This window comes from Corynebacterium sp. p3-SID1194 (genome assembly GCF_025144155.1).
Taxonomy (GTDB): Bacteria; Actinomycetota; Actinomycetes; order Mycobacteriales; family Mycobacteriaceae; genus Corynebacterium.
The window spans coordinates 1-15,161 of sequence record NZ_JALXWY010000004.1; the positions used below are offsets into that span (position 1 = coordinate 1).

Sequence of the window (15,161 nt, forward strand, 5' to 3'; positions counted from 1 at the left end):
ATCGGCTCACAAAATGAAGAAGACCCCTACCAGCATTTGCACTGGTAGGGGCCTCATCTTAGTAGCGGGGGCCAGATTCGAACTGACGACCTCTGGGTTATGAGCCCAGCGAGCTACCGAGCTGCTCCACCCCGCGTCGGGCGACTACTCGCCTGCTGCCATGATCGGCAACGGCGTTAACTATACGCACGAGGCCATAAAAGGCCAAATCCCCTGGCCTCGCGCTTGCGAGCCAGGGGTTTGTTCACCCTTTGTTCACCGTGGGACTACTGGATGTTCTGGTAGTTCTCCACGGCGCGATCGAGCTTGTCCAGGGCACGGCCGTACTCCTCAAAGGAGCCATCGCGGGCATCTTCGATACCGCGGAGGGCATCGTCGATGTCCTTGAGGGCGCTGTCCTTGTCACCGCCGGACGGGGCGTCGTCAGGCTTGTTCTCGTCGGCGGGCTGCTCCTCGCCGTCTTGCGGCTCGGCCTCGGTGTCGGGTACGCCTTCGCCGGCGATGCTGATGTCCTGGGCTTCCTTGGCGTCAATGCCGACCTGGCTCAGTGCCTGGGAGACGGTCGGGGCGTAGCCCACGCGGTCCTTGTAGAAGACGAGCACGCGCAGCAGCTTCGGGAAGGCAGATGCCTGGTCCTTGCGCTGCGAGTAGATCGGCTCGACGTAGAGGATCTCACCATCACCAACCGGCAGGGTGAGCAAGTTGCCGTTCTTCAGGGTGTTGGACCCCTCCCACAGGGTGCGGTCGCGGGCGACCTGGTCGGAAGACATCAAGGCGTCCTGTGCCTGCTTCGGACCGCGGGTCTGCGTATTGGTCGGCAGGACGCGGACGGTGATGTGGCCGAAGTTCTCCGGGTCGGAGGACACAGCCATGTGGGCGGCGAGGAACTCACGGTCCAAGCCGCGGTACGGGGTAATGAGCTGGAAGGACGGGTTCTTCGTCTTCGGATCAGCTGCCACGACGTAGTACGGCGGCTGGTTCAGCTCGTTGCGGCCTTCCGGCGCGGTCGGATCGTTCGGGACGGACCAGAAAGCGTCGTTGTTGAAGAATACGCCCGGGTCGGACACGTGGTAGCGGGCCAGCAGCTCACGCTGAACCTTGAATAGATCCTCCGGGTAACGGAGGTGCTCGCGGAGGTCCTCGGAGATCTCCGACGACGGGTGGACAGTGTCCGGGAAGACGCCCATCCATGCCTTGAGAACGGGGTCGTCCTCGTCGAAGGCGTAGAGGTCCACGCTTCCGTCGTAGGCGTCGACGGTGGCCTTGACGGAGTTGCGGATGTAGCCGACCTCGTTGTTGACCAGACGCTGGTCAGTACCCTCCGGGTTCAGTGCGTCCACCGTGGTGGACTGCAAGGAGGTGCGGGTGGAATACGGCAGCGCCGACAGCGTGGTGTAGCCGTCGACGACCCACTTGATGCGGCCGTCGATAACTGCAGGGTAGGTCTGCTGGTCGGTGGTGAGCCACGGCGCGACGCGCTCCACGCGCTCACGCGGGTCGCGGTCGTAGAGGATGCGGGAATCGTCGCCGACACGGTCGGACAGGATCAGGTTGAGCTCCTGGTACTTGATCGCGTAGGCGGCGCGGTCGATCCAGTTGCCGATGCTGACACCGCCCTCGCCGTCATAGGTGAACTGGGTGCCGTCGGTGTCGTACTCGAGCGGGCCCTGGCCCACGTCACCGACAACGGCGTAGTCGAGGCCGTCCTCGGCGGAAGAGATGACCGGGCCGTAGTACACGCGCGGCTGGTCCACACGGATGCCCAAATCCTCAGCGTCTTTCTTCTCCGCGGCGTTCTCATTGGCCTGCAGGTCGGAGACAGTGAAGACCGGGAGGCCGCCGCGAGTGGAGCCGGCATCCTGGGCTGCTTCGTCGACAATGCTTGCCTGCGCGGCGACGAAGCCGTTGCCGTGGGTGTAAACGGTGTGGCGGTTCAGCCAGTCCTTCTGGTTTTCCTGCAGAGCGTTCGGATCGAGCTCGCGGGCGGCGACGACATAGTCGCGCAGTTCACCGTCGACCGTGTAGCGGTCCATGGCCAGGCTATCCGGGAAGCCGTAGAAGTTCTTCAGCTGCTGGTTCTGGGTGAAGGTCGGACCGAGGATGTCCGGGTCGAGAAGACGGAGGTTAGAGATCGTGGCGGAGTCGTTGCCGACCTCGCTGTCGTCGGTGTTCTCCGCACCCCAGTTGTTCTCGTAGGTGACTTTGTCGTCGGTAAGCCCGTACGCCTCACGGGTGGCCTCGATATTGCGGGCGATGTACTCGGACTCGCGTTCCTGGCGGTTCGGATTGACGGAGAACTGCTGAAGCAGAGCCGGCCACGCCTGCCCGATGACCAGGGAGGACAACACCATCAGGACGGTCGCCATGACGGGGACGCGCAGATCCCTGAACACCACAGAAGCGAAGAATGCGGCAGCGACCAAGATCGCGATGACCATGAGGATGATGCGTGCCGGAAGCTGCGCATTGATGTCGGTGTAGGAGGCACCGGTGAAAATATCGTTGCGGTCGAACAGCAGGCTGTAACGCTGCAGCCAGTAATCGAGCGCCTTGACCAGCATCCACAAACCAGCCGTGACCGCGAGCTGGATCAGCGCCGGACGGGAAATATGGCCCTTGGTGCCTGCGGCCTGACTGGCAATGCGGATGCCGCCGAGCAGGTAGTGGCCGACCAAGCCGACCAGGAACGCGACGACGAGCAGCATCGACAGCACGCTGACGATCGTGGTCAGCGCCGGCAGAGCGAAAGCGTAGAAGCCGAGGTCGCGGCCGAACTGGGCGTCCGTGGAGCCGAAGGACTGGGAATTGAGCCACAGCATGAACGTGCGCCACGTGCTCTGGCCGAGGAGACCAGACACCAGACCAACGGCGAGCGGCACCCAGCGCAGCAGCGGGCGAAGACCGGACTGGATGGCGGCACGGTTGACCGTCATCGGCGAATTCGGGTCGCCCAAGAAATCGTCATCACGCTCGCGTCCGCGCCATGCGAAAAAAGCTGCGGCCCACGTGATCGCGGCGCCGACCAGGCCGAAGATCACAAACAGCGCGACGCGCGCCAGGATGGTTTTCGTGAACACCCCGCGGTAGTCCAACTCACCGAACCAGCGGAAGTCGGTGTACACACCGACCAGCATCGGAACGAGGAAGAGCACCAGGGCGATGAGCCCGAGGATGATCGCGAATCTATTCGAGGACTTCCCCGGCTTTGGGCGGGGGCGGTTGAGGCGCGTGGCCAAAATCCAGCTCCTTATCAGGCTTGTGGCATTCTATTAAGCTCTAACACTAAATTGTTCAACGCCTAAAAGACCAGAAGGGTTCCCTCTTGCCGCAGTTACAACGCCCCCAGCAGGCTCTGAACAAGGCCATGATGGAAGCTGTTGAATTCGTCCATGCCGAAGGGTGGGACGCCTCCCCTACCCTCTTCGCGCTGGTGCCCACGGAATTGGTGGCGGATCAGCTCGCCTCTTTGGAGGAGGAAACAGCATCGCCGCTGACGTTGATCGTGCAAGAGGACATGCCGGAACACATTCAGCCCGGTTCGGATGAATTGGGCGATTACCTCACCCGTTTGGTGTGGCCGGCAGAGATCGGGGGGCTCGTGCTCGCCCAGGAGATCATGTTCAAAGACACCGCTGACGCTTCAGCAGATTCCGCGCGCCCGGCGCGGTTATTCTCCGGTGTGCTGCGCGAGGAAGGCATCGAGCAGACCTTGCTGCAGTTGCGCCCGACGGAGGAGGAATTGGAGGAAGCAGGCCCCTTCGCACAAGATGAGATTCAGTTGCGCGGCGGCCCGGGCGTCGCACCCGCCGTTCTGGGCGCGCTGCGCTACAGCTTGGACAACGAGGAAATAGACTAGAGCACGTCCGATCAAAGGAGTCCCCTGCCGTGCTGTCCCCCACGCTCACCCGCCGCACGTTCGCCCGCCGCGCGTGCATCCCCGCCGCGCTCGTGCTCGCTCTCGGGCTGTCCGCTTGCTCGTCGAATGAGGAAGAACCCGCCGAGCCGACCACGGAATCGTCAGAGGCGCCCGAGACGACAGAATCCACGAGCAGCGAAGAGGAATCGGAAACAACGACAACCTCGACGACATCGCCCGCGGCAGAAACCAGCAGCAAGGGCCGTTGGATGAACGGCGGCGGCAGCGCGGACAAGCTCGAGGAAGTCCGCGAGACGTTCGCGTCGCTCGCGCCAGAATCGCTTTTCGACGCCTTGGAGACCTGCACCGAGACCAGCCTTCGCAGCTCGTATGACTGCAGCGGCAAAGAGATCGGCCAGTTCCAGTTCTTCGAATCCCAAGCCATGGCGAAGGACACCGCGAACGTCTTGGAGGGGCTGAAGAGCTCCACCATCGTCGAGGAGACCGAAAACCAGCTCGTCGGCTGGAGCATGATCGGCCGCACAGCCGTCATCACCGTCGTCAATGTTGAAGAAGGCAAGGTCCTCCAGCAGATGATGTCGTCCGAGATGGAGGATCCGCGCGACCGGATCTACGAGCTCGGCCTCGCAGAAAAGGGCGCGGACGAGTCCGAAACTGCCCCCTCCTCCGAAGCCAAAGAAATCGCCTCTACCTCGAAAAATGCTTAGTTAACTCCCCAATCGTGAGCGGCTTAACTCCCCAATCGTGAGCGCTCCGGCCCTATTCAGCCTCGCAGGTCTGTACTTCTTGGCCGGTGGAGAAGTCGTGCATGGCGCTGATGGCGTCGTCAAGCGTGCTTACTTTAGCGACGACCATGTCGCCGCTGTCGACCTTGCGTGCTTCGGCGCAATTCTTTTCGGGCGCGAGGAAGAGCTCGGCGCCGCCGTCGCGCGCGCCCTCGATCTTGTGCGCGATGCCGCCGATGGGGCCGACGGTGCCGTCTTCGCGGATGGTGCCGGTGCCTGCGACATTGCGGCCGCCGTTGAGCTCGCCGGGCGAGAGTTTGTCGATGACGGCGAGCGAGAAGATCATGCCGGCGGACGGTCCGCCGACGTCGTTGAGGTTGTAGGTGACGTTGATGTCGCCGGCGGGCTCGGATGTCATGGTGACGCCGAGCAACGGCTGGTCCTTATCCTCCGGGTTCGTGCCGAGGGTGATCGTGGCATCTTCTTTATCGCCGTCGCCGCGGACGAAAGTGACGGTCACGTCATCGCCCGGCTTCTTCGCGCGGACCTTGTCCTGGATCTGCTGCGGTTCGGTGACCTCCTCGCCGTCGATCGCGGTGATGGTGTCATCGGATTTGAGCGCGTCCGCTGCGGCGGTGTCGGGCAGCACGTCGTGGACGATGACCTTCGTGGGCTCACCCAGGTGCTTCATTGCGGCGACGGTCGCGGCGGCCTCGGATGCGACGAAGGAAGCCTCGTTGTGCTTGCGCATCTCCTCGTCGGTCATGTCTTTGGGGAGGATCTGGCCGATGGGCACGAGCGTGTCGTTGGAGAACAGCCAGCGGCCGATCGCCTGCCCCATCGTCATGTTGGTGCGCACGGACACGGTGGTCATATCCAGTGAGCCGGAGGTCTCGTCGACCTCGCCGCCTTCGATCTCGATGACCGGGGTGCCCTCCACTTCAGCCAGGGTATTGAACGTCGGGCCAGCGCTTTCCGCAGCGTACGGCACTGTCAGCTTGATCGGCGTGCCCGGGATTCCGCCGAGCATGAGCATCAGCGCCATCACCGCGAGCGGGATGCCGCCCCAGATGGCGGCGCGGCGGGTCGGACGCTGGGCATCTGTCTTGTCTGCTGCGGGATTTTCCACGGATGTAAAGCCTACATTGTGCCCTCGTGTTCGCTGACAGCGTTCCTCCCATCGTGGACCGGCCCTGATACCCGCCGGTAGGCTTGCCACCATGGTTAACGGATTCGGGTTCTCTTTCCCCAACGACGACGATCGCGACCGCGACCGCGATGACGACCGCGACGGCGGCCGTGGCGACGGCGACGGTCGCAATGACCGCGGCGGCGACCCGTTCGGCCAGTTCGGCTTCGCCTTCGGCAACGGGGGCAACGCGAATTTCAGCGGCAACCTCGGTGACATCCTCGGCCAGTTCGGCGAGATGCTCTCCGGCATGAGCCAGCAGGGGCAGCCGGGTCAGCCGGGGCAGAAGGCTGAGAAGCCGAAGCGCGATCCGGTGAATTACGACGTGGCGCTGCGCACCGCGCGGCGGTCCATCAAGGAACCGAAGGGCATGACGGCCAACGACCGCACTGCGGTGACGGAATCGACCCGCTTGGCCAATTTGTGGCTCGACGATGCCTCTTCCCTGCCCGATTCCGGTGCGCGGGCAGAGGCGTGGAGCGCGGACGAGTGGCTGACAAACACTCTGCCGACCTGGAAGCGTCTGGTCAGCCCTGTCGCGGAGCACATGGACCGCGCGCAGCTGGATGCGATGCCGGAGCAGGCCCGCGAGATCTTCGGGCCGATCACTCAGATGCTCGGCCACTTCAACTCCATGAATTTCGGTGCCAAGCTGGGCCAGGCACTCGGCGATCTGGCTAACCAGGCTCTGACGGGCAACGACTTTGGTCTGCCTGTCGCGCCGAGCGGCGTGATCGGCATCGTGCCGAAGAATATCGAGCCGATTTCCGACCAGCTTTCGGTGCCCGGCCAGGAAGTGCTCGTGTACATCTCCGCGCGCGAGGCCGCTCGCCAGCGTCTTTTCACGCACGTGCCGTGGCTGGTGGAACGCATCGTGTCCTCCGTCGAGGAGTACTCGATGGGCTTGGAGTTGGACACCTCCCACATCGAAGAGCAGCTCCGCAACCTGGACCTCGAGTCGGGCGACCCGGCCAAGCTGCAGGAGGCGATGCAGGGGATGCAGGACATGGACATGTCCCCGCGCGTCACCTCACGCAATGCCGCAGCTGCGTCCCGCTTGGAAACGCTGCTCGCGCTCGTCGAGGGCTGGGTCGAAGTGGTTGTCGAGGACGCGCTCAAAGAGCGCATTCCGTCCACGGCAGCTCTCACCGAGTCGTGGGCACGCCGCCGCGCAACGGGCGGTTCGGCTGAGCATGCGTTCAACAACATCGTCGGCATCGAGCTCGGCGCGCCGAAGACCAACGAGGCCGCCGAGCTGTGGCGCCGCGCCACCACCGCCGTCGGTGTGGACCGCCGCGACAAGGTCTGGGATCACCCGGACTTCCTGCCCACGGCGGAGAACTTGGATAATCCGGCGGCCTTCATCGACACGCTTCTCGACGATGCGCCGGACGCCGATTTCGACGAGGAGATCGCCAAGCTCGAGGAGATGCTCGCCAATGAGCAGGGCCCGAGCGAGGATGAGCGCGGCAACGAGCAGGACGACGACTAGCGCGCGCCGAACCGCTGGTAGGCCTCAAGGTAGCCCTTTGCGCGCTCAGCGCGAGGGGCGCGGTCAGCCCACTGCCAAAACTCCGGCCCGTGGCCCGGAATGAAGGTGTGCACCAGCTCATGCACGACGACAGCGTCGACAACATAATCCGGCACATCGCGTAGACGGTCGCTGATCCGGATATCGCCCGTGGACACGGTGCACGATCCCCACTGGGTGTTGTCGTTGCTCGCCCACCGCACGGAGCCGATGCGCGCTTTGCCGTCGAGCACCTGCGCATTCAGCTTCTTGGCGCGCGCGAGAAGTTCGTCGTCGGACACAGCATTCGAGGTAGTGCGCCGTTTCAGCTTCGCCAGAATCTCCTCGACGGCCTCGCGTTCCTCCTTCGCGCTGAAACGCGCGGGGATCCGCACTTCGATCCGCTCCCCCACGTGCCGTGCCTGCACGGTCCGTTTCCTGCGCGCCGACCGGATCACATCCACGCCTTCGGGCGGCCACGCATCACTGCCCGATGTCGACTGAAGTAGACGTTTCATAGGTGCGTCGGCTCTCGTGCAGTGGAATAGTGAGTGTCAGGGGGGAAATCATGCGTTTAGATGATTCAACATTAGTCACGCTCGGCCACGGGGTGCACGTTGTCACGCGAGGGGACACGGCTGTGCAATTCGGCCTCGACGCGACACGGAGCGGAATCGTGGACACACACGTCGCACCGGCGCTCGCCATGTCGCTGCGCAGCACGAAGTGGCCGCTGACAATCAAGCAATTGCAGGACCAGCTCGTGGGCGAGTGCAGCGTCGATTCCACAGCGGCACGCTCGCTTATCGACGACTTGTGTGCCTACAACATCCTCATCCCCTCAACCCGGACCACAGTGGCGCTGCTGGGCGCCACTCCCCTGGCGCAGGAGATCAGACGGGTGCTGGAGGCTTCTGGTGCGAGAGTGCGGATTCGGCTGGCGGGCGAGGACACCCGCAGCTTTCTGAACCGGATGGCCGGTGCACCGCTCATCGTGGTTGATGGCGGACACGAATACGTGAATTGGAGCCGGCCCATCAAGGAGCACCGCAATTGGGTGGTTCCGGTGTTGTCCTTCGATTCGCGGGTGATCATCGGGCCTGTTGCCCGCCACCCGAGTCATGCGTGCGGCATGTGCGCGCACATGCATGTCAGCGACCGCGACGACCAATTCCGCGCGGCCGCCGATCAGTTGGAGATCCAACCGCGAACGATCGATCCGGTCATCGCGGCTGCCGGGGCAGCAGCGGCGGCACTGACCGTGCGCAGATTGACCGGCATCCCGGACCCGCCCGGGATTGTGAGTGAGATGCCGAGCGCCGGGTGGGCGGCGGTGGTCGACCCGCTCGGCGCTCAGACGGTGTCGCTGCTGGACATGGAGCAGCACCCGCGGTGCCCGGTGTGTATCTCCGTCGGGAGTTAGCGAGTTAGCGGTAGTCCTCGAGGACGTCTAAGAGGTCGTCGCCATACTGCTCCAGTTTCGCGGGACCGATGCCGGAGATGTCCAGCAGCTCGTTCTCGCTCGCGGGCATGGCTTCCACGACGGAGAGCAACGTCGCGTCGGTGAAGATCATGAACGGCGGGATCTGGGCCTCCCGTGCGGTATCGAGGCGCCACTGCTTGAGCGCCAAGAACGCGGATTCGTTGTAAGTCGGCTCGCAATCCTCGTGGCGGCCCAAGCTCTTCTCCGCCGGGGTGCCCAGCTGGTTGCCGCACACACGGCAGCGCTTCGCGCGCTTGAGGCGCTCAGGGGCCTGCTCGACGTCAAGCTGCGGGGCGATGCCGTCGAGGAAACGGGACCGTTCGCGGGACGCGCGGCCGCCCTCCTGCCGGGCCAAGGACCACGACAGGTGCAGGTGCTCGCGAGCACGGGTAATGCCCACGTAGAACAGGCGGCGCTCCTCTTCGATCTGGGCGTCGCCGGCCTTGATGGCGTGCGAGATCGGCAGGGTCTTCTCCACCAGCCCGGCGAGGAAAACGGCGTCCCATTCCAGACCTTTGGCGGCGTGGAGGCTGGCCAGGGTCACGCCGTCCACAGCTGGCGGCTGCTTCGATTCCGCACGCTGTCGCAGGGAGGCCAGCACGCCCGGCAGAGAGGTGGCCTCGCCGGTACTGACGATGTCGCCAATGAGCTCTACCAGTGCATTGAGGGTCTGCCAGCGCTCGCGCTGACGTGCACCCTCAGGTTCTGTCGCAGACAGCCCCAGCGGTGCGAAGGCGGCTTTCGCAACAACCACCGGGTCGTCCGGGAGATCAGTGCGGCCTCCGGCGGAGACCAAGACATTGATCGCTTCGCGGATCTCGGGGCGGGTGAAAAATCCTTCGCCGCCGCGGACCTGGTAGACAATCCCGGCGTCGGAAAGCGCCTGCTCGAACACGGCCGATTGCGCATTGATACGGTAGAGCACCGCGATCTCCCTGGCGGGCGTGCCGGACGCGATGAGCTTTTTGATCTCCGCGGCGATATCGCGCGCCTCCGACGGCTCATCCGGATAGGACGCGAACGTCGGCTCCGGGCCTGGCGCGCGCATGCCCTCGAGCTCGAGGCGGGTGCCCGCTTCCCTGCCGGTGGCCTTCGAGATGACCGTGTTGGCGAGCTCGGTGACCTCCGGTGTGGAGCGGTAGTCGCGCTGGAGCTTGACCACGGTGCCGTGCGGGTAGGTGCGGGAGAAATTCAGCAGGTAGTCCGGGGTCGCGCCAGTGAAGGAATAAATGGTCTGGTTCGCGTCGCCGACGACGGTGAGATCGTCTCGCTGGCCCAGCCAGCCCTCGAGCACGCGCTGCTGGAGTGGCGTGACGTCCTGGTACTCGTCCACCACGAAGGTCTGGTACTGGTTGCGGAATTCCTCCGCCACCGCTGGCGCATTTTCGAGCGCTCCCGCGACATGCAAAAGCAGGTCGTCGAAATCGAGGCCCATGCCGTCCGGGCTGGTCTTGGACTCCTCGTAGCGCTTGTACACCGCGGCGACCTTTTCGGCTGATGTCGGCGGTTCGCGGTGGGTTTTCTCGATGGCCTGCGCATAGCTTTCTGGCGTGACCAGGGAGGCCTTCGCCCACTCAATCTCACTGAGCACGTCGCGGACGAGTTCTTTGTCCGGTTCGAGTCCGACCGTGCGGGTGGCGCGTGCGACAAGTGGGAATTTGTTGTCGATGAGCGTCCACGGCAGATCGCCCGCCACTTGCGGCCAGAAATAGCGCAGCTGGCGCAACGCCGCGGCGTGGAAGGTGCGGGCCTGCACTCCCCCGATTCCCATCAAGCGCAGGCGGTCGCGCATCTCACCGGCGGCGCGGGAGGTGAACGTGACAGCGAGGACCTTCTGGGGGACGACGAAGCCCTGGTCGATCAGATGCGCGATGCGGTACGTGATGGTGCGGGTCTTGCCTGTGCCGGCACCCGCGAGAATGCACACCGGCCCACGGGGCGCAGTGGCGGCGACGCGCTGATCCTCATCGAGCTGACTGAGGTCGATCACGCTTTAATCATCCTCTTCCTCATGCCGAGCCTCATCGAGATCGTCGGGACTTTCTGGCGCGTAACGGATATACAGCAATTTATCGCCCGGCTCGACCGTCTCCGCCTCAGGCGAATCCAGGCGGTACAGCTCACCGGAGCGGACCACGCCGAGCACGATATCGGCGAGGTGGCGCGGGTTGGCGCCCACCTCATCGTCAAGGATCGGGCGCTCAGACACGGTGAAACCAGCATTGGGGCTCAGCAGGTCTTCCATCATCTCCACCACGGTCGGCGTGTTGGTGGCGATGCCGAGGAGGCGACCCGCGGTCTCCGAAGAGATGACCACGGAATCCGCGCCGGACTGCTCCAGCAGGTGCTGGTTTTCGGCCTCACGGACAGAGGCGACAATATTCACGCCCGGGTTGATCTCGCGCACGGACAGGGTGACCAGCACGGCAGTATCGTCGGAGGACGGTGCGACCACCACAGAGCGGGCGCGGTTCACACCGGCGATCTTCAACACATCCGACTTGGTGGCGTTTCCGTGGACGCACACCAACCCGCGGTTCTCCGCATGCACGAGAGCTTCGTTATCGCCGTCGATGACGACGATATTGGAGGGCGACGCGCCGTCGGCAAGCAATGCCTCGACAGCGGACCGGCCCTTGGTGCCGTAACCGATGATGATGGTGTGGTTGCGCACGTTCTTCCTCCACCGTTGAAGTTGCAGCGTCTTGCGGGAATCCTCCGTGAGCACGGACAGCGTCGTGCCGACGAGCAGCATCAGGAACGCTACACGCAACGGAGTGATGATAAAGATGTTGACCAGCCTGGACGTTTGCGTCACCGGAGTGATGTCGCCGTAGCCGGTGGTGGACAGCGACACCGCCGAGTAATAGACGGCATCGATGAATGTCAGCGGCTCAGAATAGGCATCCTTGTCCGTCCACACGATTCCGGCGACCAGGATCATCAGGATGATCGCGTAGATAAAGCGCCTGAAGATCAGCGTCCACGGAGTCGTCCGCGCCTCCTGCGGCAGGCGGATGACGTTGATGAGCGCATGGTCGGGCAGCGCGGTGAGTTCTTCACCGCGCAATCGGCTGCGGAAGGAAATCCGCGGCTGAAACGAAAACGCCATATCACGACTCTAAACCGGCCGGGGCCGCGGTTCGCAGCAAGCCCTCCAGCTCCCTGCGTTCCGGCAGGTCACTGGGAGAGAAGTCCTCTCCGGTCCGTACGTAGAAGAACACCGCGCGAATCGGCTTGCCATCCGCGGCAATCCGGCGCCAGGCTTCGCGGTAGACCGCCAATTGGAGTTTCGCCGCGCGCATCTCCGCCGCCTGGGGCTTGTTGCCCGTCTTCCAGTCGACGATGGTCCACCCGCCGTCTTCGTCCTGGAAGACCGCGTCGATGCGACCGCGGACAGTCGAAGTGCCCAGGTCAATTTCAAAGGGGTGCTCGATGTGCGCGGGGGCGCGCGTTGCCCACTGACTGGCGGAGAAATTCTCCTTCAGGCGGACCAACGTAGCGGCATCGACGTCGGGCTCGAGGTTGCCGGGCAGTTCATCGTCGTCAAGCAGGGGGCGTGCCCCGTAGAAGCCTTCGATCCATTCGTGGAATGCTGTGCCGCGCTTGGCGTAGGCATTCGGCTTGAACGGCACGGGGCGACGGGCTCGGCGGGCGAATTGCTCGGGGTCGGAGCGCAGAGCGACGATGTCGGACGCCGTGAGCGTCGCCGGCATGACCACGGGAACGGCGGGACGCTGGGCGGCTTCGTGTTCTTCGATCAGCGCTTCGGTGTCGCGCTCCCACAGCGAGTAGAGCTCGCCATCGGCCAGCTCGGGCAGTTGTTCGCGCGCGGTGCGGACCTGCATCGCGGCGGTGACACTCGCGGGGTCGGCGGCATAGTGCGGCCACGTGCCTTCGCGGGTGGCGCTGGGGGTCTCTTCCTCTGTGTCTCCGCCCTCCCACCAGTGAAGGACCTGTGTGGCGGGGGTGTCGCCGGGCTGCGTGAGCACATCTTTGAGCGCGAGGAAGTGCGGGTACGGCTCGGCTTGCTTCGCGCGGTCCGGCACCGTCGCAGAACCGGTGACCATGAGGCGTTCAGCGGCGCGGGTGACAGCGACGTAGAACAGGCGGGCCGATTCTTCTTCGAGCTCTGCTTTCTTGGTCTTCCTGTACTCGTCGGTGAGTTTCTGGAATTCGCTGCGGTCTTCGGCTGCGTCGAAAACGTCGTAGGCGTCATCGGGGACGTACTCGACGAAGGTCAGGAAGGTCTCGGTGATCACGCTGTACGTCTGGGTGTCTGCGTGAACGACGGCGACGGTGTCCCACTCCAAGCCCTTCGCTTTGTGGGCGGTGAGGATCTGGACACGGTCATCGCTGGTGGTCACCGAACCTGGCTCGAGGCCGTCTTCGTGCTCGGCAGCAAGATCCAGGTACGACAAGAATCCTTCGAGGTCCGCGCCCGGATAGGACGCGACCACCTCGGCGAGTTTGTCCAGGTGGACCGTGCCGGTGTTGGACGGGCGCGCCAGGACTTCGATGCGGATGCCGAAGATGGAAACGATGTCATCGAACAGGTCCGGCAGGCGCTTGCCCAGGCTGCGGGTGCGCAGGGCACGCAGCTTCGCCGCGAGAGCTTGGAGGCGCACCAGCCCTTCGGGCGAGTACCGCTCCGGCTCGCCCAGGTCGGCGACCGCATCGCCCAATCCCACACTGCGCTCGTTCTCGCCGACTGCGTTCTCCGCGTTCTCGATCAGTTCCTCTAGCTGCACGCGAAGCCGCTCGCGCGGATCAGTGTCTGCGGGCAGCTCGTCCACGGCGCTCGTCCGGCGCTCGCCGGCGAGATTGGTGGCGCGGCTGGCCAGGGCCGAAATGTCTTTCAGGCCCAACCCGCACGCCGGGCCGGCCAGAATGCGCAGCGCTGCGGCCGAATCCTGTGGGTGGACCAGCATGCGGGCCGCAGCGACGGTGTCCGCTACCTCCGGCACAGTGAGCAGACCGGCGGTGCCGACGATCTCATAGGGCACGCCGCGCTCTTCTAAGGCCTCCGCGATGGCCGCGGAGTGCTTGTTCTTGCGCACCAGCACCGCCGAAGAAACCGGTTTGCCCGCGTTCACACGGTCGTTGTAATCGGAAGCGAACATATCTGCGACCACGCCAATCTCCTCATCCTCTGTGGCGTAGAAGCCCAGCTCCACACAGCCCGGCTGTGCGTCCGGCTTAGAGGTCAGCGGCTCGACGGCGCGCTGTCCGCCCTCCGGGGTGCCCAGGACCGCGGCGGAGACATTATTCGCGGTGGCGAGCACTTCCGGCGGATTGCGCCACGACGTAGTCAGCTGCGCCTTCGGGGCAGGTGAACCATCCGGCAGCGGGAAATCGTCGACGAAGGCGGCCAGGTTCGCCGCCGTCGCCCCGCGCCAGCCATAGATCGCTTGCATCGGATCGCCCACCGCAGTGACGGTGAGCGGGTGCGCGTGCCGGGATACATCGTCGCGGTTCTCTCCGAAGAGGCTGCGCAACAGCACGCGCTGGGCATGCGAGGTGTCCTGGTATTCATCGAGCATGACCACGCGGAAACGGTCACGCTGGGAGGCGCCCACCGCCGGGTGATCGGCCGCCATCTGCGCCGCCACGGACATCTGCTCGTTGAAGGTGACCACGCCGCGCTCCCGCAGCTCGCGGCCAAGCTCAAGCGCCATATCGGCATACGCGCGGCGCAGCTTCTGCCGGTCCACCCACTTCTGCACCGTCTGGTTGTATGCCTCCCCTTGGCGTTTACCGCGGGGCAGGCCCGCGAGGTTGGCCACGAAGGCATCGGATTCCTCCGCGATGCGCTCGTGCGGGAAGAGCTCATTGCCCATATTGGTGACCAGCCGCAGCAGCGTCTCCACGACAGTGTCCATGGCGGGGTTCTCCCCCACCCCGGAGAGCAATTCGCCGCCGTGGTTGCTCACTACCTCCCACGCGATGGCGTGAAGCTCCGCGTCGGTGATCAGGCGCGCATCGGGCTCGACGGGAACGAGCAGGCCGTACTCACGGATCAGGTTGCCGGCGTACGAGTCGTAGGTGGACACCGTCGGCGCAATGGCTGTGAGCGATTCCGCGAGTTTCCCCGTCGGGTCGAGGCGGCGCACCAGCTGTTCGTCGGCGGCGAGCTTCTCTAGGCGCGTGCGGATGCGTTTTCCCAACTCCTGCGCTGCTTTGCGGGTGAAGGTCAGTCCGAGGACCTCCTCCGGGCGGACATAACCGTTGGCCACGAGCCACACCACGCGCGAGGCCATGGTCTCGGTCTTGCCGGCACCGGCACCGGCGACGACGAGCAGCGAGCCCGGTTCCGCGCCGATGACGGCGGCCTGCTGGTCGGTGGGCATGAATTTCTCGCCCATGTAGCGCCACAG

General features: G+C 64.6%; 10 protein-coding genes and 1 tRNA gene. 4 read left to right on the forward strand and 7 right to left on the reverse strand.

What is annotated here, in order from left to right; all coding sequences use genetic code 11:
- Positions 1 to 62: 62 nt before the first annotated feature.
- Together M3G19_RS04355 and M3G19_RS04360 are read right to left on the reverse strand one after the other, a co-directional pair.
- A tRNA-Met gene (locus M3G19_RS04355) sits at positions 63 to 136 on the reverse strand.
- A 130-nt stretch (positions 137 to 266) separates the two neighbouring features.
- The gene (locus tag M3G19_RS04360) at positions 267 to 3,236 is read right to left on the reverse strand and encodes a UPF0182 family protein (protein ID WP_259900867.1); all 2,970 of its coding nucleotides are present in this window, start codon (positions 3,234 to 3,236) and stop codon (positions 267 to 269) included.
- 128 nt (positions 3,237 to 3,364) lie between these two features.
- On the opposite strand from M3G19_RS04360, the gene M3G19_RS04365 reads away from it, so the two are divergent.
- Together M3G19_RS04365 and M3G19_RS04370 are read left to right on the forward strand one after the other, a co-directional pair.
- Positions 3,365 to 3,856, forward strand: a complete 492-nt coding sequence (locus M3G19_RS04365) for a PPA1309 family protein (protein WP_259901181.1) — start codon at positions 3,365 to 3,367, stop codon at positions 3,854 to 3,856.
- A 29-nt stretch (positions 3,857 to 3,885) separates the two neighbouring features.
- A complete protein-coding gene (locus tag M3G19_RS04370) occupies positions 3,886 to 4,584 on the forward strand; it encodes a hypothetical protein (RefSeq protein ID WP_259900869.1) in 699 nt (232 codons plus the stop codon).
- 52 nt (positions 4,585 to 4,636) lie between these two features.
- On the opposite strand, the gene M3G19_RS04375 is transcribed toward M3G19_RS04370, so the two are convergent.
- A complete protein-coding gene (locus tag M3G19_RS04375; protein ID WP_259901182.1) occupies positions 4,637 to 5,647 on the reverse strand; it encodes a PDZ domain-containing protein in 1,011 nt (336 codons plus the stop codon).
- Positions 5,648 to 5,822: 175 nt separating this feature from the next.
- Here M3G19_RS04375 and M3G19_RS04380 point away from each other — a divergent pair, with 175 nt between their 5' ends.
- Complete coding sequence (locus M3G19_RS04380) at positions 5,823 to 7,283, forward strand: zinc-dependent metalloprotease (RefSeq protein ID WP_259900870.1); 1,461 nt, start codon at positions 5,823 to 5,825, stop codon at positions 7,281 to 7,283.
- Here M3G19_RS04380 and M3G19_RS04385 read toward each other — a convergent pair.
- On the reverse strand, positions 7,280 to 7,819 hold the full coding sequence (locus M3G19_RS04385) for a M48 family metallopeptidase (protein WP_259900872.1): 540 nt from the start codon (positions 7,817 to 7,819) through the stop codon (positions 7,280 to 7,282). The two genes, M3G19_RS04380 and M3G19_RS04385, sit on opposite strands and share 4 nt — an antisense overlap.
- 50 nt (positions 7,820 to 7,869) lie before the next feature.
- Here M3G19_RS04385 and M3G19_RS04390 point away from each other — a divergent pair, with 50 nt between their 5' ends.
- A complete protein-coding gene (locus M3G19_RS04390) occupies positions 7,870 to 8,724 on the forward strand; it encodes a hypothetical protein (protein WP_259900874.1) in 855 nt (284 codons plus the stop codon).
- 4 nt (positions 8,725 to 8,728) lie between these two features.
- Here the strand turns inward: M3G19_RS04390 and M3G19_RS04395 are convergent, their stop codons facing one another.
- From M3G19_RS04395 to M3G19_RS04405, 3 genes are read right to left on the reverse strand one after another with little or no spacing between them, the layout of a single operon-like run.
- The gene (locus tag M3G19_RS04395; protein WP_259900875.1) at positions 8,729 to 10,774 is read right to left on the reverse strand and encodes an ATP-dependent DNA helicase UvrD2; all 2,046 of its coding nucleotides are present in this window, start codon (positions 10,772 to 10,774) and stop codon (positions 8,729 to 8,731) included.
- A 3-nt stretch (positions 10,775 to 10,777) separates the two neighbouring features.
- Positions 10,778 to 11,896, reverse strand: a complete 1,119-nt coding sequence (locus tag M3G19_RS04400; protein ID WP_259900877.1) for a TrkA family potassium uptake protein — start codon at positions 11,894 to 11,896, stop codon at positions 10,778 to 10,780.
- Position 11,897: 1 nt separating this feature from the next.
- Positions 11,898 to 15,149: an ATP-dependent helicase gene (locus M3G19_RS04405; RefSeq protein ID WP_259901184.1), complete on the reverse strand. Its 3,252-nt coding sequence runs from the start codon at positions 15,147 to 15,149 to the stop codon at positions 11,898 to 11,900.
- Positions 15,150 to 15,161 lie beyond the last annotated feature (12 nt).

Excerpts from the sequence above, each read along its gene's own strand:
- M3G19_RS04365 (WP_259901181.1), top strand. The coding sequence starts at position 3,365 with ATGATGGAAGCTGTTGAATTCGTCCATGCCGAAGGGTGGGACGCCTCC.
- M3G19_RS04375 (WP_259901182.1), bottom strand. The coding sequence starts at position 5,647 with ATGGCGCTGATGCTCATGCTCGGCGGAATCCCGGGCACGCCGATCAAG.
- M3G19_RS04380 (WP_259900870.1), top strand. The coding sequence starts at position 5,823 with ATGGTTAACGGATTCGGGTTCTCTTTCCCCAACGACGACGATCGCGAC.
- M3G19_RS04385 (WP_259900872.1), bottom strand. The coding sequence starts at position 7,819 with ATGAAACGTCTACTTCAGTCGACATCGGGCAGTGATGCGTGGCCGCCC.
- M3G19_RS04390 (WP_259900874.1), top strand. The coding sequence starts at position 7,870 with ATGCGTTTAGATGATTCAACATTAGTCACGCTCGGCCACGGGGTGCAC.
- M3G19_RS04400 (WP_259900877.1), bottom strand. The coding sequence starts at position 11,896 with ATGGCGTTTTCGTTTCAGCCGCGGATTTCCTTCCGCAGCCGATTGCGC.
- M3G19_RS04405 (WP_259901184.1), bottom strand. The coding sequence starts at position 15,149 with ATGGGCGAGAAATTCATGCCCACCGACCAGCAGGCCGCCGTCATCGGC.